Raw genomic sequence first — 25,496 nt, forward strand, 5'->3', positions numbered from 1 at the left:
CGGGGGTTGAGTTTGAAATCACCAGTTTGTTGCTCTTACTTCGAAGAACGACTGGGCGTGCTTACATACTGGACAGACGGCAGGGGCCTCCTCTCCGACGTGGATGTAACCGCAGTTCCTGCACTTCCACATGACGACCTTGTCCTTCTTGAAGACGACGCCCTCCTCGATGTTCTTCAGGAGTGCGAGGTATCTCTCCTCGTGCGTCTTCTCGATTCCGCCGACCATCTCGAAGAGTTTGGCGATCTGGTCGAATCCCTCAGCCTTCGCTGTCTCGGCGAACTCCTTGTACATCGTGGTGTGCTCGTAGTTCTCTCCCTGGGCGGCGTCCTTCAGGTTCTCAACTGTCTTGGGGACCTTTCCGTCGTGGAGTTCCTTGAACCAGAGCTTTGCGTGCTCCTTCTCGTTCTCCGCTGTCTCGAGGAAGATGTCTGCGATCTGCTCGTAGCCCTCTTTCTTCGCCTGGGAGGCGTAGTAGGTGTATTTGTTCCTGGCCTGACTCTCGCCTGCGAAAGCCGCCATAAGATTCTGCTCTGTTTTTGAACCTTTTAGTTCCATGATGTAACCTCGTCGATACTATCATCGATTCCATAGAAAAAGCTATTCTCGGACAACTGACGCTGAAGTATGCTTAAAAATCAATTCAGGGATACAGAAAGCATGCGCGGGCCGTGTATCGCATCCTTCTTCACCCTTCTGGGGACGATAAGCATCACCGAGGACGGAGAGGGCATGATCACGGGAGTTTTCCTGCCGTGCGATAACCTGCCGCCGATGGACCAATCCGAGACGCCCGCACTGTCATCGGCCGCGAAGCAGATCAACGAGTATCTCGCAGGGAAGAGGACTGAGTTCGATCTGGACCTGCGTTACGACGGTTCCGATTTCAGGTCCAGGGTGATGGAGGAGCTCAACAGGATACCCTACGGGGAGGTCCGCACCTACAAGCAGGTCGCTGAAGCCATCGGATACCCAACATCAGTGCGCGCAGTCGGCATGGCATGCGCAGAGAACCCGTTGCCGATCCTGGTGCCGTGCCATCGCGTGGTCCCTTCTGGCGGAGGCTATGGCAACTATGCCGGAGGCACGTCGATGAAGAAGAAGCTCCTCAATCTGGAGGGCGTGTTCCTTGATTGATTACCGTTCATTGCTGAAGGAGTCCGCCGAGAAGGAGTACGCCAGATTCAATTCCAAACTGATCCCGGGGAAGGAAGGCATAATCGGAGTGAGGGTTCCGACGCTGAAGAAGATTGCCAAGCAGATCACCAAGGATGACTGGGAAGCGTTCCTCGAAGAGACTCCGACCTGTTACGAGGAGGAGGTCCTGAAGGGGCTGGTGATCGCCACCGCACCCATGGATGCCGAGCGCAGGATAGGCTATACGGAAGGTTTCCTGGGCTATATCGATAATTGGGCCACCTGCGATTCGTTCTGTCAGGCCTGGAAGTTCCGCAAGAGCGAGTCGGATAGAGTGTACGATTACTTCTCATCCCTCATCGATTCGGGCCAGGAGTTCAGGATGAGAGTATCCCTTGTTTTGCGTATGTCGCACTTCATAGACGAGGAACATGTAGGTGACATCATGGATGATATCGTGAGATACGACCATGACGGCTACTACTACAAGATGGGCGCAGCCTGGGCCGCATCCGTCTGCTATGTCAAGTTCCCGGAAACCACATTGGACAGGATGCGCAACAGCGACATGGACAAATGGACGTACAACAAGGCCATTCAGAAGATCTGCGAATCCTACCGTGTGAGCGATGAGGACAAGCAGTTCCTTCGCTCGATCCGTAAAAAATGACGACTATTTCGACCGTGCCACCCATATTATTAAAAATAAGGGACTTATGCGAGAGAGTATGCAGCCCCGTCTAGGCGTTATATTGGCGTTATTCGTTCTAGCGTCAGTTATATTCATCCCAGCCTTGGATGCCGAGGTGGATGACACGGAGCTGTTCACATACAAGTCGCAACTGGACGTCAACGGAAGGCTCGTCTATAACGAGGTCGCGAACGCTACCACGATAGACGGGGAGAGCAAGACGTTCACCGTTACGTTCAATATCGACAGGCTATTCGACGACACGGCATCCGCCAAGGCATACGCGAACTCCACAGTCCAGGATGCACTGGCAGCGGAATATCTGACGAATCCGATGGTCCCTTACCTTTGGGATTATCCGGTGAAGGCAGTGGAAGTCAGCTCCGAGATCGCGATCTACGAGGGCAAAGAGAAGAAGTACATCGTCGAATCGGTAACATTCACGCTGTCCGTCCCTGAGGGGATGACAGCAGAGAAGATGAAGAAGCTGAGCGAAGCCCTCAGCAAAGTCAACGTCACAGGGAACACAGATTCTGAGAAGGTCATCTCGATAATGGCCTATCTGAACGGCATGTACTTCCAGAAGGACGAAGAGGGAACCGTCAGCAACATCTACAACGCCGTGGTGGAACTCAAGACCACCTCGGCAGGGGTATCACAGGCCTTCAACCAGCTCTGCATACTCAACAACATCCCGGCCATAACCGTGGCCGGAGACAACGTGCTCGCAACCAATGAGTCCAAGAGCTTCTGGAATTACGTGTATCTGGAAGGGGACATAGACGGCGAGACGAAATATTCATGGTACATCGTCGATCCCACATATGCGACGACGACAGGGATAGCAGGCTACCTCACAGAGGTGGTCTTCGACAACAAAGCCTATTCCATGTCGTCGGCCCACAACAGGGATCTGACGCTTTCCAGCGATAACACGCTGGACGTGCCCCAGCTTGCCAAGAACAAGTACGTGCAGGTAGGAGGACCGACGTTCTTCGAGAAGTACGGAGAGATGCTCATCATGGCAGCAATCGGGGCAGTAGTGATTGTCGGCATGCTTTATGCCGTCAGGACTGGAGTAATCTGATAGGAGAAACGGGGTTAATATGACAGAAGACAAGAAGAAGGTATCCAAGTTGTCGGTGGAGGCCTGGGTGGACGCCCAGACGTTCAATACCACTGACGATATCGAGATCCCCAACATGATGGCGGACCGCGTCATCGGACAGGACAGGGCAGTCGAGATCATGAAGAAGGCCGCTTCCCAGAAGAGGCACGTCATGCTCATCGGAGAGCCCGGAACAGGAAAGTCCATGCTCGCCAATTCGATGGTAGAGTATCTTTCCAAGGAGGCCCTAGAGGACATCGTTGCCTATCACAACCCCGAGGATTTCAACGAGCCCAGGATCAGGGTGTTCCCTGCAGGAAAGGGAAAGGCCGTCGTCAACGAGCAGAAAGCTGCAGCCGCGGCCCAGAAGAATCAGAAGAACTCCGCTTACATCTACGTCTGCATCGCACTGCTGATCCTAGGTCTGATCGGTGCGATGTACTTCGGTTACACCATCGCCCTGCTGGCGTTCATGGGTGTGTTCCTCATACTCATGCTCTACAGGAGCCCCATGCAGCAGAGGACAGAGGTCGCCATCGTACCCAAGGTCCTAGTAGGCCATGATCCGGGAGATATGCCCCCGTTCGTCGATGCCACTGGAACCCACGCTGGTGCCCTCTTGGGAGATGTCAGGCACGATCCCTTCCAGTCCGGAGGACTGGAGACCCCGTCCCACGACAGGATCGAGGCAGGCTGTATCCACAAGGCCAACAAGGGAGTCCTCTACATCGATGAGATCAACCTCCTGAGGATCGAATCTCAGCAGGCCATCCTCACCGCCATGCAGGAGAAGAAGATGTCAATCACCGGTCAGTCCGAGAGGTCGTCCGGAGCATTGGTGAAGTCCGAACCCGTACCCTGCGACTTCATCCTCGTCTGCGCAGGTAACCTGGATGCCATCCAGGGAATGCACCCCGCACTCAGGTCAAGGATAAGGGGATACGGATACGAGGTCTTCATGGAGACCAACATGCCCGACACCGACGAGAACCGTCAGAACATCGTCAGGTTCGTCGCCCAGGAGGTCAAGAAGGACGAGAAGATCCCCGCCTTCGACAAATACGCCGTCGGAGAGATCCTCAAGGAGGGTCAGCGCCGTTCGGGCAAGAAGGGAGAGATCACGCTCAGGATGAGGGAGCTCGGAGGACTGATCCGTATCGCAGGAGATATGGCTGTTAACAACGGCGACAAAGTCGTCACATCCGAGCATGTGATGCTCGCAAGGGAGACAGCCCGCAGTCTCGAGCAGCAGATTGCCGATAAGCAGATCGAGGGAATGATGAGATACCAGCTCTTCCACAACAGCGGAGAGGCGGTCGGACTCATCAACGGTCTCGCGGTTCTGTCCAACGGCAACTCGTCGGAGATGTCCGGAATGGTCATGCCCCTGGCCGCTGAGGTCACCCCAGCACAGAGCAAGAAGGGCGGAAAGATCATCGCAACCGGTCAGCTCGGAAAGATTGCACAGGAAGCAGTCGACAACATCTCAGCCGTCATCAAGAAGTACACGCTCACGGACCTGTCCGCCCTGGACATCCACATCGAGTACGTCGCAGCCTACAACGGTGTCGACGGTGACAGCGCATCGGTCACGATGGCCACCGTGATCATCTCCGCATTGGAGAACATCCCCATCCGTCAGGACCTGGCGATGACAGGTTCGCTGAACGTCAGGGGAACTGTCATGCCCATCGGAGGAGTAACCGCCAAACTCGAGGCGGCAGCCAACTCCGGAATCAAGGTCGCGCTCATCCCCAAGGAGAACGAGAAGGACGTCATGATCGACAGGAAGTACTACGACATGATGGAGATCTACACCATGCAGACCCTCCGTGACGTGTTCGAGTACGCATTCGTGGACTGCCCTGCCAAGCAGAAGTACCTGGATGCACTCCTTCCGCTGAATCCCTCCGGAGAATCTACCGCTGAGAAGGTCAAGATCCCTCCGAAGTACAAGAAGGACAGGAAGCGCTCCAAGGTCGCCAAGAAGGAGCCTGTGGCCGAGGAGGCCGAGACCGTCGCCGAGCCCGAAGAGGTCGAAGTGACCGTCGAAGTTGAGTCCGAGGACTGAAACATTATTCATAGGGCGGGTAGAACCCGCCCTTTTCTTATCTATTTAAATAACCCGTGCGCAATTGTCCCTTATTATGACCAGCAGGGTTGCTAAGATCAAGCGCGAGACCAGGGAGACCAACGTCTCAGTGGAACTGAATCTGGACGGAACGGGGAAATTCGATGTCGATTGCGACCTCCAGTTCCTCAAGCACATGGTGGAGACACTCGCGAGGTACGCAGAGTTCGACATCAAGGTGAAAGCCTCCGGAGACAACGACCACCACCTCATCGAGGATGTGGCCATCACCTTGGGAAAGGCGATGAGGGATGCCATCGGAGAGCAGCCCATAGAGAGGATGGCAACCGCCACCGTCGTCATGGACGACGCGATGGTGATGACATCCTTGGACCTTGTGGACAGGCCGTACTGCGAGGCAGACTGCCCCGATCCGCTGTACATCCACTTCTTCAGGAGCTTCGCCATGACCGCCGGAATCACCTTGCACATACTGGTCATCCGCGGTTTCGACGAGCACCACATCATAGAGGCCGGTTTCAAATCGATGGGAAAGGCCCTCAAGGAAGCAGTGAAGGTCAGGAAGACCGCCCTCAGCAACAAGGGCACTGTAAAAGTAAAGTGATTCCAATGCTCACCAAGAGGATCATCCCCTGCCTCGACATGAGGGGCGGGAAGGTAGTCAAGGGAATCAACTTCCAGAACATCAAAGAGGTAGGGGACCCTCCGACCATGGCCATCGACTATGAAGGCCAGGGTGCGGACGAGATCACCTTCCTGGACATCTCCGCATCGCAGGAGGAGAGGGCAACGATGCTCGATGTGGTAACCAAGACCGCAGAGGGCCTGAACGTCCCGCTCTGCGTAGGCGGAGGAATAAGATCGGTGCAGGATGTGAGGAACACCCTGAACGCAGGAGCGGACAAGGTATCGATCAATTCCGCCGCGGTTCAGAACCCGGACATAATTACGGAATGCTCCAACGCATTCGGCTGCCAGTGCATAGTCGTCGCCATCGACGGAAAGTGGAAGGACGACCACTGGGAGGTCGTAACGCACGGGGGAACGAGGTTCACGGGCATCGATGCCATCGAGTGGGCGAAAGAGGTCGAGGACCTCGGGGCAGGGGAGATCCTGTTCACATCCATGGACGCCGACGGCGTCAAGACAGGTTACGACATAAAGCCCACAGCTCTGATCTCTGACGAGGTCAGGATCCCCGTGATCGCATCCGGAGGATGCGGTTCGAAGGAGCATATATTGGAGGTCTTCCAGCAGACCAATGCGTCGGCTGCGCTGGCGGCCTCGATCTTCCATTACAAGGAATACACCGTCGGAGAGGTCAAGGAGTACCTCAGGGACAACGGAGTGTGCGTAAGATGACAGAACTCAAATTCGATGATAAGGGACTGATCCCCGTTGTGGTCCAGGATTGGATCACTAACGAGGTTCTCATGGTCGCCTGGGCCAATGCAGAGGCTGTGGAGCTCATGAAGACTACAGGATACACCCACTTCTGGTCCAGAAGCAGGCAGAAGATGTGGAAGAAGGGCGAGGAGTCCGGACATGTCCAGAAGATCAAGTCCATCCAGACCGACTGCGATGAGGACACCCTCCTGGTGAGGGTGGAGCAGACCGGAGTGGCCTGTCATCTCGGAAAGCCGTCATGCTTCGACGAGGTCATCTTCGGAGAGACCGACGAGACGATGGCGATCATCCCCGACCTCAAGCGCGTGATTGAGGACAGGCACCAGAATCCCTCCGATGAGAGCTACACGTGCAAGCTGTTCAACGACGAGACCCGCATGTGCAAGAAGGTCATCGAGGAAGCCGGAGAGTTCGCACTGGCGATAAAGGACAAGGACACGGATGAGATGGCCTGGGAACTGGCCGACCTGATCTACCACGCAATGGTGGCCATAGAGAAGACAGGCCTCCCGATGTCCGAGGTCTACAAGAAATTGAAGGAGAGGGCAGAATGAGAGCAGACCTTCACACGCACACAGTCTACAGCGACGGGGAACTCATCCCTGCCGAACTGGTCCGCAGGGCCATGTACAAGGGACACGATCTGATCGCAATCACCGACCACGTAGACATGACCAACGTCGAATGGGTGGTCACGAACATGGTGAAGGCCGTCGACCTCTGCGAGGATTACATAAAGGTCATCCCCGGAGTCGAGATCACACATGTCCCTCCGAAGCAGATCGATAAGGTCGCGAAGATGGCCAGGAAGTTCGGTGCGGAGTGGATAGTCGTCCACGGAGAGACCGTCACCGAGCCCGTGATGCCCGGGACCAACCGTGCATCCGTCGAGAATCCCGAGATCGATATCCTGGCGCACCCCGGATTCATCACGTTGGAGGAGGCGCAGATCGCCAAGGACAACGACGTCATCCTGGAGGTCACCGGAAGGGCAGGTCACAACATCACCAACGGACACGTCGTGAACATGGCCAGGGCTGTCGGCGCCAAGATGGTAATCGATTCCGACACGCACCAGCCTGAGAATCTGATGAACGATGCTGAGGCATTAGTAGTGGCTCTCGGAGCTGGTCTGACAGACAAAGAAGCAGAGACCGCTCTCCATGTAACACCCTATGAGATGACCAAGCATTTATGATGTGCCAGCACGTCCAATTAGCAAATCGGTTAAATATGGGAGTTAAGATGGCGTACTATGCCTGAGATAGCGATAATCGGCGGAACCGGAATCTATAACCCGGATACTTTCGAACTCATCGACAAGGTCTTTCCAGACACACCTTACGGAAAGCCCTCTGACGAGATCCTAATCGGGAAGATCGCTGGCGTGGAGATCGCTTTCCTCCACCGCCACGGCACGACTGTGCCCCACCCGCCGTCCACCGTGCCCTACAGGGCCAACATGTACGCTCTCAAGGAACTTGGATGCAAGTATGTGATCTCCGCATGTGCGGTCGGATCACTGCAGAGGAAGTTCGCAAGCGGTGACCTGGTCATCGTTGACCAGTTCGTGGATTTCACCAAGAAGCGCGATTACACCTATTTCGACGACTCGATCACTCACATCGCTATCCCCGAGCCGTTCTGCCCCTATCTCAACTCCGTCTTCGTGGATACCGCCAAGAAGCTGGGCATCAAATATCACAACGGCGGAACATACGTCTGCATCGAGGGCCCCAGGTTCTCCACCAGGGCAGAGAGCAGGATGTTCAGGCAGTTCGGAGACATCATCGGAATGACTGTCGTCCCCGAATGTCAGCTCGCAAGGGAGCTCGGAATGTGCTACTGCAGTCTCGCCACCATCACAGACTACGATGCGTGGAAGGAGGAGACCGTCGACATCGAGATGGTCAAGAAGACCATGGCATCATGTCTGGACAAGGTACTCAAGCTGCTCGAGGCCGGACTCCCCAAGATCAAGACCGAGGGCTGCAAGAGCTGCATCACAGCTGCCAAGGCCTGCGGCGCAATCGAATGATTCTTTCCGGCACTCAGTGCCGGCATCTTCCAATCATTTTTGTCAGTGTTTGTACAACCGGATTCACAATGCTGGACAATCGTTTCTCAGTCTTATTATATCTAGAAAGCGAAAGCGGTCTTGAACTCAGTCCGTAACACTCCGGACCGACGAGACATCGCTGAACGGCATTAGTACATCATCCATAGTATCACAGGGAGCCGGGAGCGAGCGATGCCTAGCTCCCGGCTGCACTCTTCTTCAATTAATATCAAAATCGCAGATTCTCCGCACCCTTAATCAAATGCATTAACTACCTCCTTTTTGATTAGCCCAAGCATGGCAGAGAAAAAGACCAAGGGCCAGAAATTGGCCGATGAGTTGCTTTCGAACCCCAAGAGCATCGGGGAGACGAATCCCAAGTATCTCGACGAGGCATCGAAGTTCTGCGAGGGCTACAAGGCCTTCCTTGCAAACAAGACCGAGCGCGAAGCCGTCGCATACGCGATCCCGATCCTCAAGAAGCACAAGTACACGGAGTACGTCCCCGGCAAGAAGTACAAGGCCGGCGACAAGTTCTACATGGTCAACCGCGGAAAGGACCTGATCATGTGCACCAAGGGAAAGAAACCCGTGTCCGAAGGAGTCCGTGTTTCCGTCGCACACGTTGACAGCCCCAGGCTGGACTTCAAGCCTCACCCCCTGTTCGAGGAGGGCGAGATGGTGTACTTCAAGACTCACTATTACGGCGGTATCAAGAAATACCAATGGACCACGGTCCCCCTCTCCATCCGCGGAGTCGTGATGCTGAAGGACGGGAAGAAGGTCACCATCAATGTCGGAGAGGACGAGTCCGAGCCCGCATTCATAATTACGGACCTGCTGGTCCACCTGGCGAGGGACCAGATGCAGAAGACCGCATCCAAGGTCGTGGAGGGAGAGCAGCTCAACCTCCTAATCGGATCCTGGCCATTCGATGACGAGAAAGTATCTCTGAGATGCAAGCTCGCCATCATGAAGATCCTCAACGACAAGTACGGATTCACCGAGTGCGACCTGGAGTCCGCAGAGCTCTGCGCCGTGCCCGCATTCAAGGCCAGGGACCTCGGATTCGACAGGTCCATGATCGCAGCCTACGGACAGGATGACAGCTCCTGCGCTTACGCAGAGTTCATGGCGGAGATCGACACGAAGAACCCCGAGTACACAACCATGACCATCTTCGCCGACAAGGAGGAGACCGGATCCGACGGTGTCACCGGAATGGCATCATACTTCTTCAGGGACTTCATGGAGGACCTGGCCCAGACAGAGGGATGCGAGGTCCGCCACGTCATGAGGAACTCCGTCTGTCTCTCAGCAGACGTCGGAGCGGGATACGATCCCGCCTGGCCGGAGGTATTCGAGAGGACCAACTGCGCATTCATGAACTACGGACCGATCCTGTCCAAGTACGATGGGGCCGGAGGGAAGTACAGCACCAACGACGCATCGGCCGAGATGGTGAACTATGTCCAGAGGATCTTCAGGGATGCCGGAGTCTCATGGCAGATGGGAGAGCTCGGAAAGATCGACGTCGGAGGCGGAGGAACCATTGCGTCCTACATCTCGCTGAACAACATCGACACCATCGACATCGGTGTGCCCGTCCTTTCGATGCACGCACCCGTCGAGGTCGTCGCGAAGGCCGACGAGTACATGCTGTACAAGGCGATCTACGCGGTCTACAACAGCAAGTTCCCCAAGGAGATCTGAAACCATTCAGGGGGCTTCGGCCCCATACCTTTTCCCGGTGTTTCCATGCAACAGCAGCAGTTCTCCTTCGAAGACTACGTCCGCATGGCCGAACAGGGCAATCCGGATGCCAAGTATATCCTGGCCACCAAGTACCGCAACGGCGAGGGGGTAGAGATGGACAAGGAGAAGGCAGCACAGCTGTACAGGGAGCTGGCCGACACTGGAGATTCTGACGCCCAGTACGACCTGGCGTTCATGCTCGACAATGGCGAGGGCATCCCCCAGGACCGCGTCGAATCCGAGAAGTACTTCAAGCTCTCCGCCGACCAGGGGGATTCAGACGCATGCCTCTGCTACGGAGGGATCCTTTTCGAGAAAGGCAACTACAAGGATGCTGAGGGATACTTCATGACCTCGGCGATGAAGGGGGACGTGAAGGCGGAGTACAACCTCGGGCTGCTGTACATGGGAGAGTATCTCGGAGAGCCCGATCTCGCTAAGGCGAAGGAGTGGTTCGAGAGCGCTGCGGACAAAGGATTCGCCTATGCCCAGTCCATGATGGGATCCATCCTTCTCGACCAGAAGGACCTGAAGGGTGCAGAGGAATACTTCAGATATGCCGCCGAGCAGGACGAGCCCTCAGCCCAGTACAACCTGGGTGCACTGGGGCTCTCTAATCAGATCCCCATGGAGTATGCCGAGGCGGTGGAATGGGTCACGAAGTCAGCCAAGAATGGATTCGAGCCCGCATTCCAATTGCTCCTGAAACTGAACAGCCAGTGATATTATCGCACTGCTCTGATAATCTTTTTTAAGTTAGTTTCAGATTCGACATTCGATAGAATGAGTGACGTCGGCTACAGTTCCGAGTACGAGGTTTATCTCACCAGAGAGAACGGAGTACAGATTGTAACCAACAGCCTCAGTCTAGCAATTCTGAAAGAGATGCGCATCCGTGAGATCTCCCCTACGGAGATCGCCACCACACTGGGCGTATCCAAGTCCACTATCCAAGGAAACATGGCCAAGCTGCTCCGTACCGGTATCGTGACACAGGAAGCACGTGTGAACGATGCCCGCATAGCGGTCTACAGGACCGATGCGATACTCATGTTCTGCAGCGATACGGATGTGGAATGGCAGCTTTATGCAAGGTCCGCATCCATTGCACGCATAATGAGGAATGGGCAGTGTACCTGCAGGGAGGATCTGTCCCTGTATACGGCATCCCTTACGGAGAGCGGTCTGAACGTTATCCAAGGATTGTTCAATGTAGGTGCCGCCCTCACATACATAGAAGGCGGCAGACGCTGGTGGGACCACATATTGGACGACATCCAGGGCCAGTGCGCCCCGTACGGTATATCCGTCCACATGGAGACTCTGGAGGACCTCACGCTCGTGTTCACATCCAAGAAGGACGACATATCGGACCTTCCGTTGATCGTTGTTCCGATGATCGGTGCGTTCATCGCGCATTCCCGCATGCTCCTGGGATTCAATCTTGCCCATGATCTGAGCCTTAAGGTCTCGGAGCACGGCCGCAGAGTGGACATCCATGTTCCGGCATTCTACGGCCAGGAGTTCGATGCACCTCGTCCGATTATGCCTAATTCGGACGCTTTCAAGGTCAAAGAGCCGTTCTCCATCTACTCCATCGGTGGGAAGGCTACACTTTTCACCAATCCGACTATGATGTCCATCCTCGACAATCTTTCGAACGGCAACTATTCGCTGAATGAGCTGGAGGATATCATGGGAATCTCCAAGGCGACGCTCTATGCTTCACTCGTAAAGCTGCAGGACATGGGCGCCGTAGAGATCGAGAAGGATTCCGGTTCTCCGAAGAAGTACAAGCTTACGGCAGATCCTATCCTGTACGTTACCGAACCGGGGACCAAGAACCGTGACATCTTGAACGGGATCGCCGAGAGGTTCCAATCCGGAGAGGTGGATTACTATTCATCCGTCATCGCCTATGCGATGGAGGTCATAGACTGCCTGGGCATACATTTCGATAAGATGTTCATCAGGGCAGGAAGGAATGCGGCCAACACTGTAATCGATCAGAACCCGGGCATCGAACCGCAGCAGTTCGTCGATTTGGCCTGCAATATGGTCTCGCCCCCTGACAGGGCAGAGCTGAGAACGTACCTCCCGCTTCGCATCGAGGTCACTCTGTCAAAGAACACCCTTTGGGTTTCATGGCCCGGGGATTTCATAATGGGATTCATCAACGAGGGACTCAAGCGTTTGCTCGGAGAGAAGTACAGGGTCAAGGTCGAGGTCATCCGCGAGGGTGCGTCCGATCCATTGATGGTTCTGAACAATTGAATCATTAATTTTATTGACGTTTCATTATTCCTTCTTCTTTTTTATTATTATATTTAATAATATGTTTATCAGTCAAAGATTTTGATCTATATTAGTTTGAACTTAAGATTCAAACAAATTCTATGGATATAGGGTGGATGTATGTATAATCCATCCCCTTTTGGATAGTTTTTCCTTATTTCTATATATAAATATTTTCAAAATAAACGCTAATTAATTCTTTATTATCAAATTTTTTGAGGAAAAAATTTGAACATCTGATTCAAACAAATTTTACTTGTATATAAATGTGATTAACAACCTTATTATATTGAGCCCTCATTATTTCGTTTAGCTAAGAAAAACCGCTTACCAAGGAGGAATACAAAATGGCATTTGAAGCAGAGTCTGAGAAACTGAAGAACGCACTGATCTCTTGTAAGGTCCCCGACATCGGAAAGGCTGTCGAGGAGGCAAAGGCTGCAGGCATGCCCGCAGACGAGATCATCAACACACTTGGAGCCGCAATGTCCGACGTTGGAGTTCTCTTCGAGAGGGGAAAACTCTTCCTGCCTCACGTTCTGAGCGCAGCTGCCGGAATGAAGAACGCTATGACAATTCTCGACGACGAGCTCAAGGCCGGAGCCGGAAGTGCATCCGCAAAGGGAGTCGCAGTCATGGGAACAGTCGAGGGAGATGTTCACGACATCGGAAAGTCCATCTGCTCCACCATGCTCCAGTGCGCTGGATTCGAAGTCCACGACCTCGGAAGGGACGTTCCCCTCAAGAACATCGTTGAGGAGTGCAAGAACGGCTGCAACTACTGCGGAATGTCTGCACTCATGACCACAACCATGACCGGAATGAAGACCGTCATCGACATGCTCAACAACGAGGGCATCCGTGACAAAGTCATCGTCATGGTCGGAGGCGCACCCGTCACACAGGGATACGCCGACAAGATCGGAGCTGACCTCTACGGAGAGTCCGCATCCGAGACAACCAAGAAGGCATCAGCACTCGCATCGGACTGATCCGATCAGCGCTGAGCCGCTAACAGTCCAGGGGGAAACCCCAGGATCCATACATAAACCATCGGGGTTATTAACCTCCAGACAACAGGTCCTTCCACCTGAAGTCGCCCCGATTCCCTGGCTCCGCTTGCCTTAGGAGCCAGGGACCTAATTTTCACACTATTATCTACAAACAATCAGCGATTTGCTGTTTTGATAACAAAATAATCGAAGGATCATTCCTTCGTGCCGACGTAGATGTTGACGGCACCCATCGACTTGACGTAGAAATGGGCATCTTTGAAACCGGCCTTCTTGAAGATGGCGACCATGTCGTCTCCGTAAGGGAATCCCTCGATGGATGTGGTCAGCCACTCGTAGGGCGAGAACTTGTCATCGATCTTCTTGCCGCTGTCGCGCTTGCGACCGTAGGCCTTGACCCTCTTCATGTAGAGGTTGTAACCGATCTTCACTACCCTGTTCTTGGGTTTGGAGAGCTCTGCGACGACGACCTTTCCTCCGGGAGCTAGCACCCTGTGCATCTCGGAAACAGCCTGAAGGATATTGGTGACGTTCCTGAGCATGTATCCCGATGTCACGAGGTTAACGGAATTGTCAGGGATGTCCAAGGCAAGGGCGTCCCCCTCGCGCCAATCGATCTTGACAGGGAGGTCCATTTCTGCCTCCTTCCTCTTAGCGAGCTCTAGCATCGCAGGAGTTATATCCACTCCGATGACGGTGGATCCTGGTCCAGCGGTCCTTGCAACATGGAATGCGATCTCGCCGGTACCGGTACCTACGTCCAGACAGGTCTTGCCCTTGATGTCTCCGGCCTGCTTCATCATGAACTTATGCCATCCCTGCACCATGTGCATGGACATTACCTCGTTCATGTCGTCATAGTATTCCGCGATCTCGGTGAAAGCGTCCTTGACGAACTCCTCCTTACCCTCGAACTGGTTGCCGGTCTTGAGCTCCTCTGTCATTCAGATCACCATGGGGATGATATTCAACTCTAAAACATATCCTATGACCAGCAGCAGCCCGAAATGCCAATTCAGCTTGAAGCACAGGGGGACCAGCATGAAGCTGGCGTGCGGATCGGTGGGCGCTTTCTTGCTGTTCTTGTAAACTATGTATCCGTCGTACAGCGTGATGAAGGCCAATGCGCATCCGAGTGGTGCGACCCCGCATAGGATGAGTGCGGCCAGAATAGGGAACGATACCAGGCTCTCGAAGAGGTATATCTTCATCCCTGTCTCGTAGGGGAAACGGCCCAGCAGAGTACCTGCTCCAGCCTTCTTGTCCTCCCAGTAGTCCCTCATCTCGTTGCCTGCCAGGACTCCGGTGATCATGAAGGTGTTAGGAAGCCCGAGCAGCAATGGCTCCCAGGCGAATATCTCTCCGGTCAGTACGCAGTTGGTCCCCAGGGGCATCAGGAGCCCCATCATCACGAAGACGCTGATCTGGCCCATGCCGTGGTATTTGTAGGACAGTCCTACTGTGTAGGTCCCGGCTCCCAGAAGTCCGAGGAGCCCGTAGATCAGGATCCCCCATCCGGAATACCAGATGAAAATCAGTCCGAGCAGGGCGGTGACCCCAAGGCACGCGAGTCCCGTGTAGAGAACCTTCTTGGGGCTGAGGACACCTGTGACGAGCTCAGGCGACCTGGTCTCGTTCTCGACGGTATCCACTCCGGTCTTGAAGTCCCCATAGGTGTTCAGGATATTGGCCGCCGATTGAAGGAGGCATCCTCCCAGGATGATCAGGAGGAACATCGTCACACTGAGGACGTTCACCTCGGCCGTCTGGAATGCGACCGCTCCTCCGATAAGGACGGGTATGATGGCCCCATGAAGGGTCCAGGGTCTGAATACATTCCACCATCCGGCTTTAACCGGTCTGACGTCGGCCATATCCGACAATCCCAATTATGTTATTTATGAATTATTTATCGATAATCGATAAATATTGATTAGGTCATGATGCATCTATGAAAGCGATCACTCTGTTGACCAGCAGTGCATTCATGATGATGGCGGCCATGTTTGTCGCTCTTATCACCAACTTCTGCGGCTGGTTCCCCGGAGACGTATTGGACGCAGGACTGCGTTCAAATCTGACAATCCTCACCCTCGTGGTCATGCTGACCCTTTCGATGTCGAGGATACCGATGCAGAACCTGAATCCCCTGAAATACGGGAAGTCCATGGCCAGGGCCATACTGCTCGGGATGGTCGTCGCTTCCATAATCCCCTTGGCAGGATACCTGCTTCTCAAGGATACGGAGTATGCCGCTCAGGCCGCTGGTCTGGTGTTCATCGCAGCCACTCCGTTCGCAGGATCCGTTCTGCCGCTGTCCATCATCCTCCGCGGAGATGCGGAGCATGCTGCCAGAGGCACCATAGTGATCTACATCCTCTCGCTGATCTGGATCCCGTTCATCGTTTGGCTCGCCCTCGGAGATTCCGTGGACATGCAGTTCCTTATCATCACGGTCATCGAGCTCATCGGCGTGCCTCTAGTATTGTCCAGAGTATTGGCGAGATTCGACATCGGCAAGGAGACGCTCGCTGTCTTCCTCAACTGCTGTATCTTCTTCATGGTATGGCTGTCCGTCGGATCAACCAACTTCGCGGGCAATGCCTGGTGGATCTTCCTGGCGTTCCTGATCATCGCCGCCCTGAGGTCATTCGGTCTCGGTACCGCCGTCGAGGTCATTGAGAAGAGGGCCGGAATCCTCTGGGGCCAGAGGGTCACTGATATCCTGATGACGTCATACAAGAACAAGGGTGTTGCGATCGCTCTGTGCGTAGCCCTCTATCCTCCGGGAATGGTCGCTATAGCTACGTCCATCCTCGTGGAGATCACATGGGTAGCATTCATGGATTCGGTTCTGTTCTCGAAGAAGAGGATGGAGAGGGAGCTGGCGTCAGAGGGCAGCGTCTGAATCGTCTTCCTCGATGTACTCGAGGATGTCCCCGGGCTGACAGTCCAGGGCCTTGCAGATCCCGTTCAGGGTGGAGAATCTGATGGCGCAGATCTTCCCGGTCTTGATGTTCGACAGATTGACATTGGAGATGCCCACCTTCTCGGCGAGCTCGTTGAGGGACATCTTCCTGTCCGCCATCACCCTGTCCAATCTGAGGATTATCGCCATTGTATCACAACGTGTGGTCCGATTCGTCCTGCAGCAGGAATCCGTAACGGAAGATTATGGTCAGGCAGTACATCACGACCGAGATGAGGGCGCATACCAGCAGGATGCAGATCGTGATTATCTCATCGCCCCTGCATAGGTATTCAAGAATCGTGAGGGGAACCGCAGATATCAGGAATGTCAGGGAAACGAGCTTGAATCCCTTAGGAGTGTCCTCCATGAACGGGCTGTGCTCCCTTTGGATGGAGGCCATGATGTCATGGATCACCTTCACGGTGACGAACATGGCAAGGAACGCCACCGCCATCTCCAGAGTACCTGAAATCAGCGAGATGTCGGATCCTCCGCATTTGATAAGATCAGAGAACATCGAACGGATGTCCGGTGACGAGAAGGACAATGCCCCCAATGCGATGACGGCAACTGTGAGGGCGAGGAATGCGATCTCGCCGATCAGCATTACGACAGATGCGTATCTGCACACTTTCTTCAGGGTATGGAGGTCCCCTCTCATGGATACAGGGATGCAGTCATGGGGAATAATGATAACGGTTAAATGGTGGCCAGAGATAACATCCTCTGAAGTGAAGTGAAGATGGATTCCCAACACTATCCGAAATGCTTTGTGAGATCGTTCCTCGCCGGTATGGCAATAGGACTCGGCGGCGCTGTGCTGCTGGGGACAATGGGCATAAATCCTGAGCTCAAGTGGGTAGGGGCGATCCTGTTCTCTATCGGACTTTTCACCGTCTTCACATTCGGTCTCGATCTGTACACCGGCAAGGTCGGATACATGTTCGACGACAAACCCTGGACATACGGCATCGATCTGCTGATCATGCTGGTCGGTAACTTCTTCGGAACGATGTTCATTGCATTCTGCATGCCTATGGCGGACCAGTTCATCCCCGGATTCATCGATGGAAGGCTGGCCATGCTGGACTCGCCCGTTACGGTGGTCCTCAAAGGAATCTTCTGCGGTATCCTGATGTTCATCGCAGCGGATGTCTACAAGACGAAGAAGAGTTACCTCGGAGCGTTCATCTGCGTCCCTGTCTTCATTCTTGCGGGATCTGAGCACAGCATTGCGGACATGTACTACTTCTGTGCGGCGGGAGCATACTCCCTGGAGGCACTCGCATTCATCCTCCTGGTCGCATTGGGTAACGCGATCGGCGGAGTGATAATCCCCGTTTGCAGGAAGTACATGTACGAGGAAGCCTGAGCTCACTCGTCGCTGGAACCGGAACGGACCTTCACGGCCATTCCCTTCTTCATCTGCCTTATCTCAAAGGGCACCAGGAACGCACGTCCGGTTGCCACGGGATTGTCGTCCTTGTCTGTGACGATGACCTCCTCCATGGGGCGGATCTCCGGATCGCATTCCGTTACGAACTGGGCGAAGACGTTGCGTCCGTCTGCGGCGAAGGGAACGGCATCATCCGTCACCTGGACTCTCATGTGGGGCTTGGGAACGGCTTTCACGATCCTCTTCGCTCCCTCGAGCTTGAGGGTGTACAGTCCGTCGCCTGCGCGCATCGAGAGGACGTGCTCCCCGTCGGATATGACGTTCCTGATCTTGCCGGTCTTCTTGCTGGTGACGAGCTCAACAGGTTCTCTGAAAAGTGCATCCGCGGCCTCGATGCCGAACTGATATCTGGCCACAGCCTTCGCCCTGAGCATGTCCGCGTTGTACTCCTCGGTCCCGTCCTCAGGGATCTGATCCTGGAGGATGACCTGCTTGACACCCATCATGCTTAGGAACTGATATGTGAGCCTCTCGGATTCCGTCTCGGTTTCCATGTCAGGGATCTGGGGGAAAAGCGACTGCGCCAGGGGATAGAGTTCATCCAATTCCGCCGGAACCGGTCCGAATGGCGAGACGACGATAGGCGTGTAACCTGCCTTCCTGGCCTTGTCGAACTCCTGCTCATAGGGCCTGCTGTAAGGCTTACCGTGTGTGTCCTCGAAGAGGCAAACCTTGTCAGTGGGCAGGACATACCTAGTCCCGAGCCTGTCGAGGTACCTCTTGAATACGGGACGGATCCTTGTCTCTGAACCTGTGTAGAATATCGCACCGTCACGGCTGATGGGGTCGTACTGCTCCAGGACATCCTGGTAGTCCCTCAGCTTCCTCAGTGCTTCCAGAAGGGCGGGGTGCGCACGGCATCTGATCTCCGCCAGCTCCCAGAGGCGTCCCTCGCGGATGTACCTCCTGACGAGGTTGAGCTCCTGGACGATCTGGTAGAGGTTGTGCTCAGCGATGAGCTTGGTCTTCTTGCCCTTCTCCATCTTCCTGAGCTCCTCTAGGGAGTGTCCGCGGCACGCGGGGCAGTTGCAGTCCAGGGATTCCATGTCCGCTAAACGGAACGTTCCGTCGACGAACATCATCCTCTCGTCGCGAGCGAATTTAGCATAGGAGGCGGAATCGAAGAAATCGCATCCCATCAGCGCTGCGAATGCGAGGATCATGGGGTGACCGGCACCGAAGAGGTGGACTGGACGGTTGGGATTCAGGCCCTTCTTGCTGGACATTATGACATCAACGAGCTCTGCGTATCTGTACTGCTCCATGAGGGGAACAACACCTCCGATGGGGTGGACGTCGATGTCCATTTCCGCCATCCTCCTAGCGCAGTCCTCCCTGAGGTCCGGGTAGATGGAGCCCTGTGCGACTCCGTTGATCATCATTTCGCCCTTCATCTCGCAGGCCTGCTGCGTCCTCTCGAGCGTGACCTCGATGGATTCCGCAGTCTGCTCCTTGGTCCAGTACGGCTCGGTGAAAATGTCGAGAACAGTTCCGATGTCCGTGCCTATGGATTTCTGGAATTCCACGATCTCCTCGTTGGTGAGCTCCACCTCGCCGTACATGTGACTCTGGAATGTTCCGGAGTCGGTCATGATGATCCCGGGGAAATCCAGCATCTCGTGGAGTCCGACGGCCTGGGCCTTCTCCTTGAGTTCGGGCGTGTTCTTTATGATGTATGAGTTCGTGATCAGTGACTTGAAGCCGAAGGTATCATAGAGTTCCCTTGCAGGCACCGTGTTGATCTTCGGATTGATTACCGGGAACAGCGCCGGAGTCTCCATGGAGCGTCCTGAATTGGTGGTGAATTTTCCGATACGGGCGAGCCCGTCCCTTCTGATGATCTCGAACATTAGTTCAGAGGATAGGGACGACGTTTATAACCAGTTCGTTAAAAAAAGCCCGGGGATGCCCCGGGTAAGTGGGTTCACTGCGATTCTTTCTCTTTCTGCCTCTCGTCGGCGTACACCTTGGCGATGGCGTTCTTCATGATGGTGTCGGGCACGTCCTCGACGTACTCCTTCTTCCAGTCGAGTGTCGGGCGTCCGAACGTGATCCTCTGGGGCTTGCCGTGGTCGCAAGCGTCGTCGGAATCGAGGTACCTGATCTGGAGGCCGTCGATGACCTCGGGGATGGTCCTTCCGTTGATAAGGACGTCGTTCTTCCCGTCCTCGATGATCGTCTCCTTGAACGAGCAGGATATGTCCGCGGATTTCATCTCGTAGATCAGGTCCTGGATGTAGGCTGCCATCTTGCCGGTGGAGGGTCTCCTGATCGATATGTCGGAGATCTCCTTCTCGGTGTGCTTGTATTCGATTTTGATCGTAGCCATGTCAGAAGGATTGTTTACTCGATTAGATAAAGATTCTTTTCCATTATCCTACTGGTCCAGCAATCTGATTTAAATCAGGCTGGGGATAGAGGTATCATGGATTACCTAACTGAGATGATGGATTGCGTCCGTTCCAAGCATCCGCTCGTCCATCACATCACCAACTATGTGACCGTAAACGACTGCGCGAACATCTGCATCTGCTCCGGGGGATCACCCGTGATGACAGATGAGATGAAGGACATCATCGACATGTCCAGTTTCGCCAATGCCGTTGTCCTGAACATGGGGACTCTCAACGTTCGCACAGTGGAATCCATGATGTATGCCGGAAAGATCGCCAAGGACAACAATGTCCCCGTCATCTTCGATCCTGTCGGAGCCGGTGCCACCAGATACCGCAACGAAGTTGCCGAGATGATCATCAAGAAGGTAAAGCCCGAAGTGATCAAAGGCAACTCCGGGGAGATCTCGTTCCTTGCAGGAATTCAGGGCGGAGTAAGAGGAGTCGATGCCGTGGGTAAATCAGACGTAGGCGAGCTGATCAGCTCTCTGGCCGAGAAGCTGGGCTGCATCGTCGCATCCACTGGTGAAGTGGATTACGTTTCCGACGGGAAAGAGGTGTATGAGCTGAAGAACGGCGACCCCATGCAGGGCAACGTATCCGGTACCGGCTGCATGCTCAGCTCCGTCATCGGATCATATGTCGGGGCCAACGGAGTCAAGAAGGAGTCCGTGATCTCGGCGATAACTGCATTCAACGTTGCGGCGGAACACGCGGCAAAAGACTGCAAAGGTCCGGGTTCATTCAAGGTCGGGCTGTTCGATTCCCTTTTCAATCTCAGATCCGAGGATCTGCCGAAGGAAGCAAAGATCAGAAGGCTCTGATCACAGCATCTTGAGCTCGCCAGTGATCTTGTCGATTTCACTGGCGGGCGCAGGTCCGAGGCCCATGCAGGTGACCGTTCCCGGGTCGACCTGAGTCCTTCCTGCATCGGTGATCACCGCGATATGGATCTTGTTGCTGCTGGCGATCATCCTGTACTTGTCCAGTTCCTCCATCGAATCCACCTTGAGGACGATCTTGGGCTGGCCGCATCTGTACCATGCATCGAAGGATTTCTTGTCCTTCTTCTCAGTGAAAAGCGCGCATTCGACAGCGGCATGCCCAACCTGAGCGGCGATCTTGCCCTTGCCCATCTTGAGGTCGTTCCTTACGAGCACGACGAGCTTATACTCCCCTGTAGGTCTGAACAGTCCGAATGCCATGGAGGAAGCGACATAATCGGCCTATAAAAAAGGTGGTCTGATTGTTTCACACGACCTCTAATCCGTAGCGTCCGTGGATCTCCTCGCCGTTGTAGTAGAGGATCCTTCCATTGTCGGAGATGTCGTAGTAAGGCCTGAGCTCTCCGAGCCCCAGGTCAGAGCTGGTGTCGGCCACGATGTACAGGCTGTAGACTCCCCTGACCCCTTTGGCGTAAGCAGATATGGGGCTGTCGGTGAGATCGACATCCACAGCGGCGATCGTGGTCTCCGGCAGGAACAGCAGGCCAACATCCCTGCCCTCCCTCTTCATGATGGAGCAGTACAGGATGGCCCTGTCCTCGTCATCGCCGCATCCCCAGAGCAGGGTCTCCGTCGGGTATGCCCAGTAGTCGTTGACACGGTAGTTGAAGCTGTCGAACACGTTGGGGAAGCAGTTCTGCACGAAAGAGAGGACGAAGTCCGCATATTTGGCCTGCGAATCCCTGTAGTTCTTGTTGAACAGCGATCTCAGCTGATCGTTCAGGGTTTCCACGGAGAGGCTATCGACCACGTACTTCGTCATCGAGGTCTTCGACTGTTCGTCCAGCCTGATGCTGAGGTCCACGTTGAGGCAGTTCTTCACCTCATCGGAAGACATGGTGTACTCGAAGGAATTGACGGTGCCGTCGTATTCCCAAGAGTAGGTTGTCGTGTACTTCCCATAGTACACTCCCTTGCCGATGAACACATCGTAATCTCCGGATTCGCCATAGCAGTCGGCAGTGATCCAGAATCTCCCTATGGAGACGTTGTCCCATGTCACGCTGTAGATGTTGTCGGAATCGGCGATGTCCTTGGTGACCTTCTGGTAGAATGGATTCTTGGCGTTCGTATGGTTGTAGGCATCCGTTTGGACGACCCATATTATCTTGTTGTATTTGCCCACGTACTTATCGCTGAGGCTGATGGTGAGCTTGAGCTCGGGGTCGTAGGTGGGCAGGAGGTTAAGGTCGTAGTTCGCGAAGTCGCCGGTCAGGTCGATGTAACCGTTGGTCTTGATGTCCACTATGATTCCTTCCGCCACCGGTTCGGGTTCAGGCTGCATGTGAGTCTCATAGTAGTCGAATGCCACGAGAGCGCCTGCAAACACCAAAACGAACAGGATGATCGACATGGTGATCCTGACCTTGGGGCTCTTCATGTCTATGTTGGTCCTGGTCTGGATGGTCTCCATGATCGGGCCGAGGTCATCCTTGTATTGTCTGAGGTCCTGACCGCAGAAAGGACAGTTGTCATGGTCGCCGAGGAACTCGTTACCGCAGAAAGGGCAGAATCCCTTGTCGGTGTGCTTGTTTGCGGCCATGCATGTTCACGCTCCTAGTGGCTTCGAGACCTGACGGTGTAATAATACTATGCGCTGGTCTGTCGGAATGTGTGCAAGATCAGTAGAAGTTCTTCTCTTCCACCGTGATGTGGGTTTCCACTCCGGGCTCGAGGATGATGATGAAGGAGTTGTCGTTGTCCAGCTCCACAGCCTTGCCGTTGACCTTGACCACGACGTTCTTGTCGCCTACGATCTTCATCGGACCGATCTTCTTCGCATCTCCGGGAACCACGAGCTCACCCTCGATGAGCTGGTCGCCGTAAAGCAGCGGGCCGTTGTCCAGGTAGATCGTCCTGGTCTCAACGGGGATCTCGTTGATGCTCATGTCCCTGAAGTTGGTGCTGTTGCAGAAACGGCTGGGGAGGATCTTGTCCTTCTCGCTCTCATCGTTGCTGGCGATATAGTAGCCGTCCTTGGCTGTGACCTTAATCGCATTGTTGGCCGAGACGTACAATCCTCCGGTCAGCTCCATGTAGCTCTCCGAGCTCCTGTACTTCTCGTTCTCCTTAAGAGCGGAGCTTGTGTCCAGAACTATGGCCTTCTCCGAGCAGTAGAGGGAGAATGTGCAATCCATCTCCGTCAGGTCGGAGACGTCGAAAAGGGGGACCAGGTTCAGGTCCGAATTCATCGTGATGCTGTACTCTCCGTTGTCCGCAGGGGACATCAGGAATGCCATCCCGTTCCTCACGTAACCGATATCTGTCGGATCGTCGAGGACCAGGGAGAGCGTATCTCCGGCCTGGGCGCTGTACGGGTAGGTGAGCTCGTTGCCGTCCTCGTCGTACACAGTGTACTCGAGCGAGCTGTCGACAGTGAGTTCGAACGTCTCTGCGCTGAGATCCGAACCGGTTCCTGTCGCTCCGAACACCAATATGGCTGAGAGCATCACCATGAACACGGCCGCGGTGATGTACCTGACCGATCTCGTGGACTGTGTGCTGTCCTTCTTGCTGCGGTTGAGCAGGGCTGTCTTGACAGATGATGTGCGTTTCTTCGCGGAAGGCGCAGGGGACAGGTTCTCGATCATGACTCCCTTCACGGGTTTCATGCTGAGTGCGGGGTAGATCTCCTTGAACGAGATGTTCTCGTTCGTCGCGCTCTCCTCCGAGCTCCTGACGAATATTCCGCTGCTGGCCATCTCCAGTCCCTGGTGGGCCATTCCCTTGATGAATGTCATCGCCTGCGACATCTCCGAGTTAGGGTCCCTGCTGGAGATTCCTATCGTCAGGGGGTAGACGGAAACGATGTTCAGTGAAAGTCCGATCGCCTGGGCTATGTCCGACATCTTTCCGAAGTAGGTGTCGAAGCTGCCCTGCACATCCATGGATCCGGATGCCCTCATGTACTTGGCTCCCAGGACGACCATGGTGTACTCGGAATCGAATCCGTACATCTTCAGAAGGGCCAATGTGTACAGCAACTGGCCTTCCATGAATCCGCCCTCCTTGTCCTTGATCTTGTCCAGGACCTCGTCCATCTCGGATCTGTCGTAGGAGATCGGGCGGGATTTCTTGAGCAGTATCGAGCATGCGAGCCCGTAGTATGCTGAACCTGATTCGGAGTAGAAGACTGAGATGACTCCCTCCTCAACCATCCTGAGCAGGTTCGAAGTGATGGTCGACCTTGGGGAGTCGACCTTGGTGACTATGTCCGTGATGCACAGGGGCCTCTCGTAGATGGCGTTGATGATATCGATCTGGACGTCGCTGGTCATCAGACCGGCCGATCCGTCAACGTCGACCATGAGGAAGCGATCGGTATCCTTGTGGTGGAGGCTGGTGTTCATGTAGGGCTCTTCCACCTTCTCTGTGCGGTCCATGGTGACCTTGATCATGTTGTCTGCGCCGTTGAAGGGCTCTGTGCTGACGATCTTGTAGGTCCTTCCAGTGGAGTTCTCGATGAGCCTGATGACGAATTCCATCAGGATCTTGGATTTGTCCATGATGTTCTCGTCGCCGGTGACCACCAGGGTCAGAGGGGAGAACGAGAATACGGAGAAACTGTGGCCTGTGATCCTGGAGAAGATGTCCCTGACGTTCATCACGGCATCCTCCATTCCGGCCTTCTCCATCTCGATGGAGTCCGCCAGGGCGTCGGCGTACTTCATCTTGAGAGGGTCGATGTCCACACCGATCTCGGACATGTAGCAGTCCAGCATATTGGACAGTGTGGAGAGTCCCTTGTAGTTCTTGAGCGGATCGACGAATGTCTTCTGAGATACGTTCCTGAGCCTGTCGTTGGTCTCCGTGGAACTGGCCAGGACCTTAGCGTTGGTGGAGTAGTAGACGGTCTTCTTGTCGGACTCCGGTTTGGTCCTGTCGATTATCCCGTTCTCGGCCATCTTGTCGATGATGAAGTGCAGAGACGATGAGCTCAGATTGAGCTCCGATGTGAGATCGCTCGGTCTCTTCATTCCCTGGAGCAGGCTGTTGTAGACTGCTATCTGCAGGGGATCCGTGAGGGGAACGACACCTTTGTCGGTCAGTAGGATGCAGAAATTGCGTAGATACTCATCCTGTGCGCCCATGATAGGGGTATTTTTTTAATTATA

The 25,496-nt window shown here is 54.5% G+C and carries 26 protein-coding genes; 16 read left to right on the forward strand and 10 right to left on the reverse strand.

Features of this window, described 5'->3' with window-relative positions; genetic code table 11:
• Positions 1 to 18 precede the first annotated feature (18 nt).
• Positions 19 to 558, reverse strand: a complete 540-nt coding sequence (locus tag PED39_05730; GenBank protein WII07089.1) for a rubrerythrin family protein — start codon at positions 556 to 558, stop codon at positions 19 to 21.
• 102 nt (positions 559 to 660) lie between these two features.
• Between PED39_05730 and PED39_05735 the strand changes: the two genes are divergently transcribed.
• The 13 genes from PED39_05735 to PED39_05795 all read left to right on the forward strand — a co-directional run bounded on the left by PED39_05735 (position 661) and on the right by PED39_05795 (position 13,536).
• Complete coding sequence (locus tag PED39_05735; GenBank protein WII07090.1) at positions 661 to 1,137, forward strand: methylated-DNA--[protein]-cysteine S-methyltransferase; 477 nt, start codon at positions 661 to 663, stop codon at positions 1,135 to 1,137.
• Positions 1,130 to 1,807, forward strand: a complete 678-nt coding sequence (locus PED39_05740) for a DNA alkylation repair protein (protein WII07091.1) — start codon at positions 1,130 to 1,132, stop codon at positions 1,805 to 1,807. Before PED39_05735 ends, PED39_05740 begins: the two co-directional genes overlap by 8 nt.
• A gap of 136 nt (positions 1,808 to 1,943) precedes the next feature.
• Entirely contained in the window at positions 1,944 to 2,915 is a 972-nt protein-coding gene (locus PED39_05745; protein ID WII07092.1) for a hypothetical protein, read from the forward strand.
• A 19-nt stretch (positions 2,916 to 2,934) separates the two neighbouring features.
• Positions 2,935 to 5,007, forward strand: a complete 2,073-nt coding sequence (gene lonB / locus PED39_05750) for an ATP-dependent protease LonB (protein ID WII07093.1) — start codon at positions 2,935 to 2,937, stop codon at positions 5,005 to 5,007.
• Between the two features lie 76 nt (positions 5,008 to 5,083).
• Positions 5,084 to 5,632, forward strand: a complete 549-nt coding sequence (locus PED39_05755; GenBank protein WII07094.1) for an imidazoleglycerol-phosphate dehydratase — start codon at positions 5,084 to 5,086, stop codon at positions 5,630 to 5,632.
• Between the two features lie 5 nt (positions 5,633 to 5,637).
• Complete coding sequence (hisF, locus tag PED39_05760; GenBank protein ID WII07095.1) at positions 5,638 to 6,390, forward strand: imidazole glycerol phosphate synthase subunit HisF; 753 nt, start codon at positions 5,638 to 5,640, stop codon at positions 6,388 to 6,390.
• Positions 6,387 to 6,989: a bifunctional phosphoribosyl-AMP cyclohydrolase/phosphoribosyl-ATP diphosphatase HisIE gene (hisIE, locus tag PED39_05765; protein ID WII07096.1), complete on the forward strand. Its 603-nt coding sequence runs from the start codon at positions 6,387 to 6,389 to the stop codon at positions 6,987 to 6,989. Before hisF ends, hisIE begins: the two co-directional genes overlap by 4 nt.
• Positions 6,986 to 7,633 (forward strand): histidinol phosphate phosphatase domain-containing protein, encoded by a 648-nt coding sequence (locus PED39_05770; GenBank protein WII07097.1) that lies wholly within the window; start codon positions 6,986 to 6,988, stop codon positions 7,631 to 7,633. Before hisIE ends, PED39_05770 begins: the two co-directional genes overlap by 4 nt.
• 57 nt (positions 7,634 to 7,690) lie before the next feature.
• A complete protein-coding gene (gene mtnP / locus PED39_05775) occupies positions 7,691 to 8,473 on the forward strand; it encodes an S-methyl-5'-thioadenosine phosphorylase (GenBank protein ID WII07098.1) in 783 nt (260 codons plus the stop codon).
• A 318-nt stretch (positions 8,474 to 8,791) separates the two neighbouring features.
• Positions 8,792 to 10,207: an aminopeptidase gene (locus PED39_05780; GenBank protein ID WII07099.1), complete on the forward strand. Its 1,416-nt coding sequence runs from the start codon at positions 8,792 to 8,794 to the stop codon at positions 10,205 to 10,207.
• A gap of 45 nt (positions 10,208 to 10,252) precedes the next feature.
• A complete protein-coding gene (locus tag PED39_05785; GenBank protein ID WII07100.1) occupies positions 10,253 to 10,972 on the forward strand; it encodes a tetratricopeptide repeat protein in 720 nt (239 codons plus the stop codon).
• Between the two features lie 60 nt (positions 10,973 to 11,032).
• A complete protein-coding gene (locus PED39_05790; protein ID WII07101.1) occupies positions 11,033 to 12,523 on the forward strand; it encodes a transcriptional regulator in 1,491 nt (496 codons plus the stop codon).
• A gap of 368 nt (positions 12,524 to 12,891) precedes the next feature.
• On the forward strand, positions 12,892 to 13,536 hold the full coding sequence (locus tag PED39_05795; protein ID WII07102.1) for a methyltransferase cognate corrinoid protein: 645 nt from the start codon (positions 12,892 to 12,894) through the stop codon (positions 13,534 to 13,536).
• A 215-nt stretch (positions 13,537 to 13,751) separates the two neighbouring features.
• Here the strand turns inward: PED39_05795 and PED39_05800 are convergent, their stop codons facing one another.
• Entirely contained in the window at positions 13,752 to 14,501 is a 750-nt protein-coding gene (locus PED39_05800; protein ID WII07103.1) for a ubiquinone/menaquinone biosynthesis methyltransferase, read from the reverse strand.
• Positions 14,502 to 15,431 carry a prenyltransferase gene (locus PED39_05805; protein WII07104.1) on the reverse strand — a complete coding sequence of 310 codons (930 nt, stop codon included), beginning with the start codon at positions 15,429 to 15,431 and terminating at the stop codon, positions 14,502 to 14,504.
• A gap of 77 nt (positions 15,432 to 15,508) precedes the next feature.
• Here PED39_05805 and PED39_05810 point away from each other — a divergent pair, with 77 nt between their 5' ends.
• The gene (locus PED39_05810) at positions 15,509 to 16,465 is read left to right on the forward strand and encodes a Na+-dependent transporter (protein ID WII07105.1); all 957 of its coding nucleotides are present in this window, start codon (positions 15,509 to 15,511) and stop codon (positions 16,463 to 16,465) included.
• On the opposite strand, the gene PED39_05815 is transcribed toward PED39_05810, so the two are convergent.
• Complete coding sequence (locus PED39_05815) at positions 16,448 to 16,675, reverse strand: helix-turn-helix transcriptional regulator (protein WII07106.1); 228 nt, start codon at positions 16,673 to 16,675, stop codon at positions 16,448 to 16,450. The two genes, PED39_05810 and PED39_05815, sit on opposite strands and share 18 nt — an antisense overlap.
• A gap of 4 nt (positions 16,676 to 16,679) precedes the next feature.
• Complete coding sequence (locus PED39_05820) at positions 16,680 to 17,189, reverse strand: hypothetical protein (protein WII07107.1); 510 nt, start codon at positions 17,187 to 17,189, stop codon at positions 16,680 to 16,682.
• Positions 17,190 to 17,270: 81 nt separating this feature from the next.
• On the opposite strand from PED39_05820, the gene PED39_05825 reads away from it, so the two are divergent.
• Entirely contained in the window at positions 17,271 to 17,900 is a 630-nt protein-coding gene (locus PED39_05825) for a formate/nitrite transporter family protein (GenBank protein WII07108.1), read from the forward strand.
• Between the two features lie 2 nt (positions 17,901 to 17,902).
• Here the strand turns inward: PED39_05825 and tgtA are convergent, their stop codons facing one another.
• Complete coding sequence (tgtA, locus tag PED39_05830) at positions 17,903 to 19,834, reverse strand: tRNA guanosine(15) transglycosylase TgtA (protein ID WII07109.1); 1,932 nt, start codon at positions 19,832 to 19,834, stop codon at positions 17,903 to 17,905.
• A 74-nt stretch (positions 19,835 to 19,908) separates the two neighbouring features.
• Positions 19,909 to 20,313: a hypothetical protein gene (locus PED39_05835; protein WII07110.1), complete on the reverse strand. Its 405-nt coding sequence runs from the start codon at positions 20,311 to 20,313 to the stop codon at positions 19,909 to 19,911.
• 96 nt (positions 20,314 to 20,409) lie between these two features.
• On the opposite strand from PED39_05835, the gene thiM reads away from it, so the two are divergent.
• Positions 20,410 to 21,201 (forward strand): hydroxyethylthiazole kinase, encoded by a 792-nt coding sequence (gene thiM / locus PED39_05840; protein ID WII07111.1) that lies wholly within the window; start codon positions 20,410 to 20,412, stop codon positions 21,199 to 21,201.
• Here thiM and pth2 read toward each other — a convergent pair whose 3' ends face one another.
• The 3 genes from pth2 to PED39_05855 form a co-directional block, all read right to left on the reverse strand.
• On the reverse strand, positions 21,202 to 21,582 hold the full coding sequence (pth2, locus tag PED39_05845; GenBank protein ID WII07112.1) for a peptidyl-tRNA hydrolase Pth2: 381 nt from the start codon (positions 21,580 to 21,582) through the stop codon (positions 21,202 to 21,204).
• A gap of 46 nt (positions 21,583 to 21,628) precedes the next feature.
• Positions 21,629 to 22,924, reverse strand: coding sequence for a hypothetical protein (locus PED39_05850; protein WII07113.1), 1,296 nt, complete (start codon positions 22,922 to 22,924; stop codon positions 21,629 to 21,631).
• Positions 22,925 to 23,003: 79 nt separating this feature from the next.
• On the reverse strand, positions 23,004 to 25,472 hold the full coding sequence (locus tag PED39_05855; protein ID WII07114.1) for a winged helix-turn-helix domain-containing protein: 2,469 nt from the start codon (positions 25,470 to 25,472) through the stop codon (positions 23,004 to 23,006).
• Between the last annotated feature and the right edge of the window lie 24 nt (positions 25,473 to 25,496).

The sequence above is a fragment of the Methanomassiliicoccales archaeon LGM-RCC1 genome, assembly GCA_030168575.1.
Classification (GTDB): Archaea; Thermoplasmatota; Thermoplasmata; order Methanomassiliicoccales; family Methanomethylophilaceae; genus Methanoprimaticola.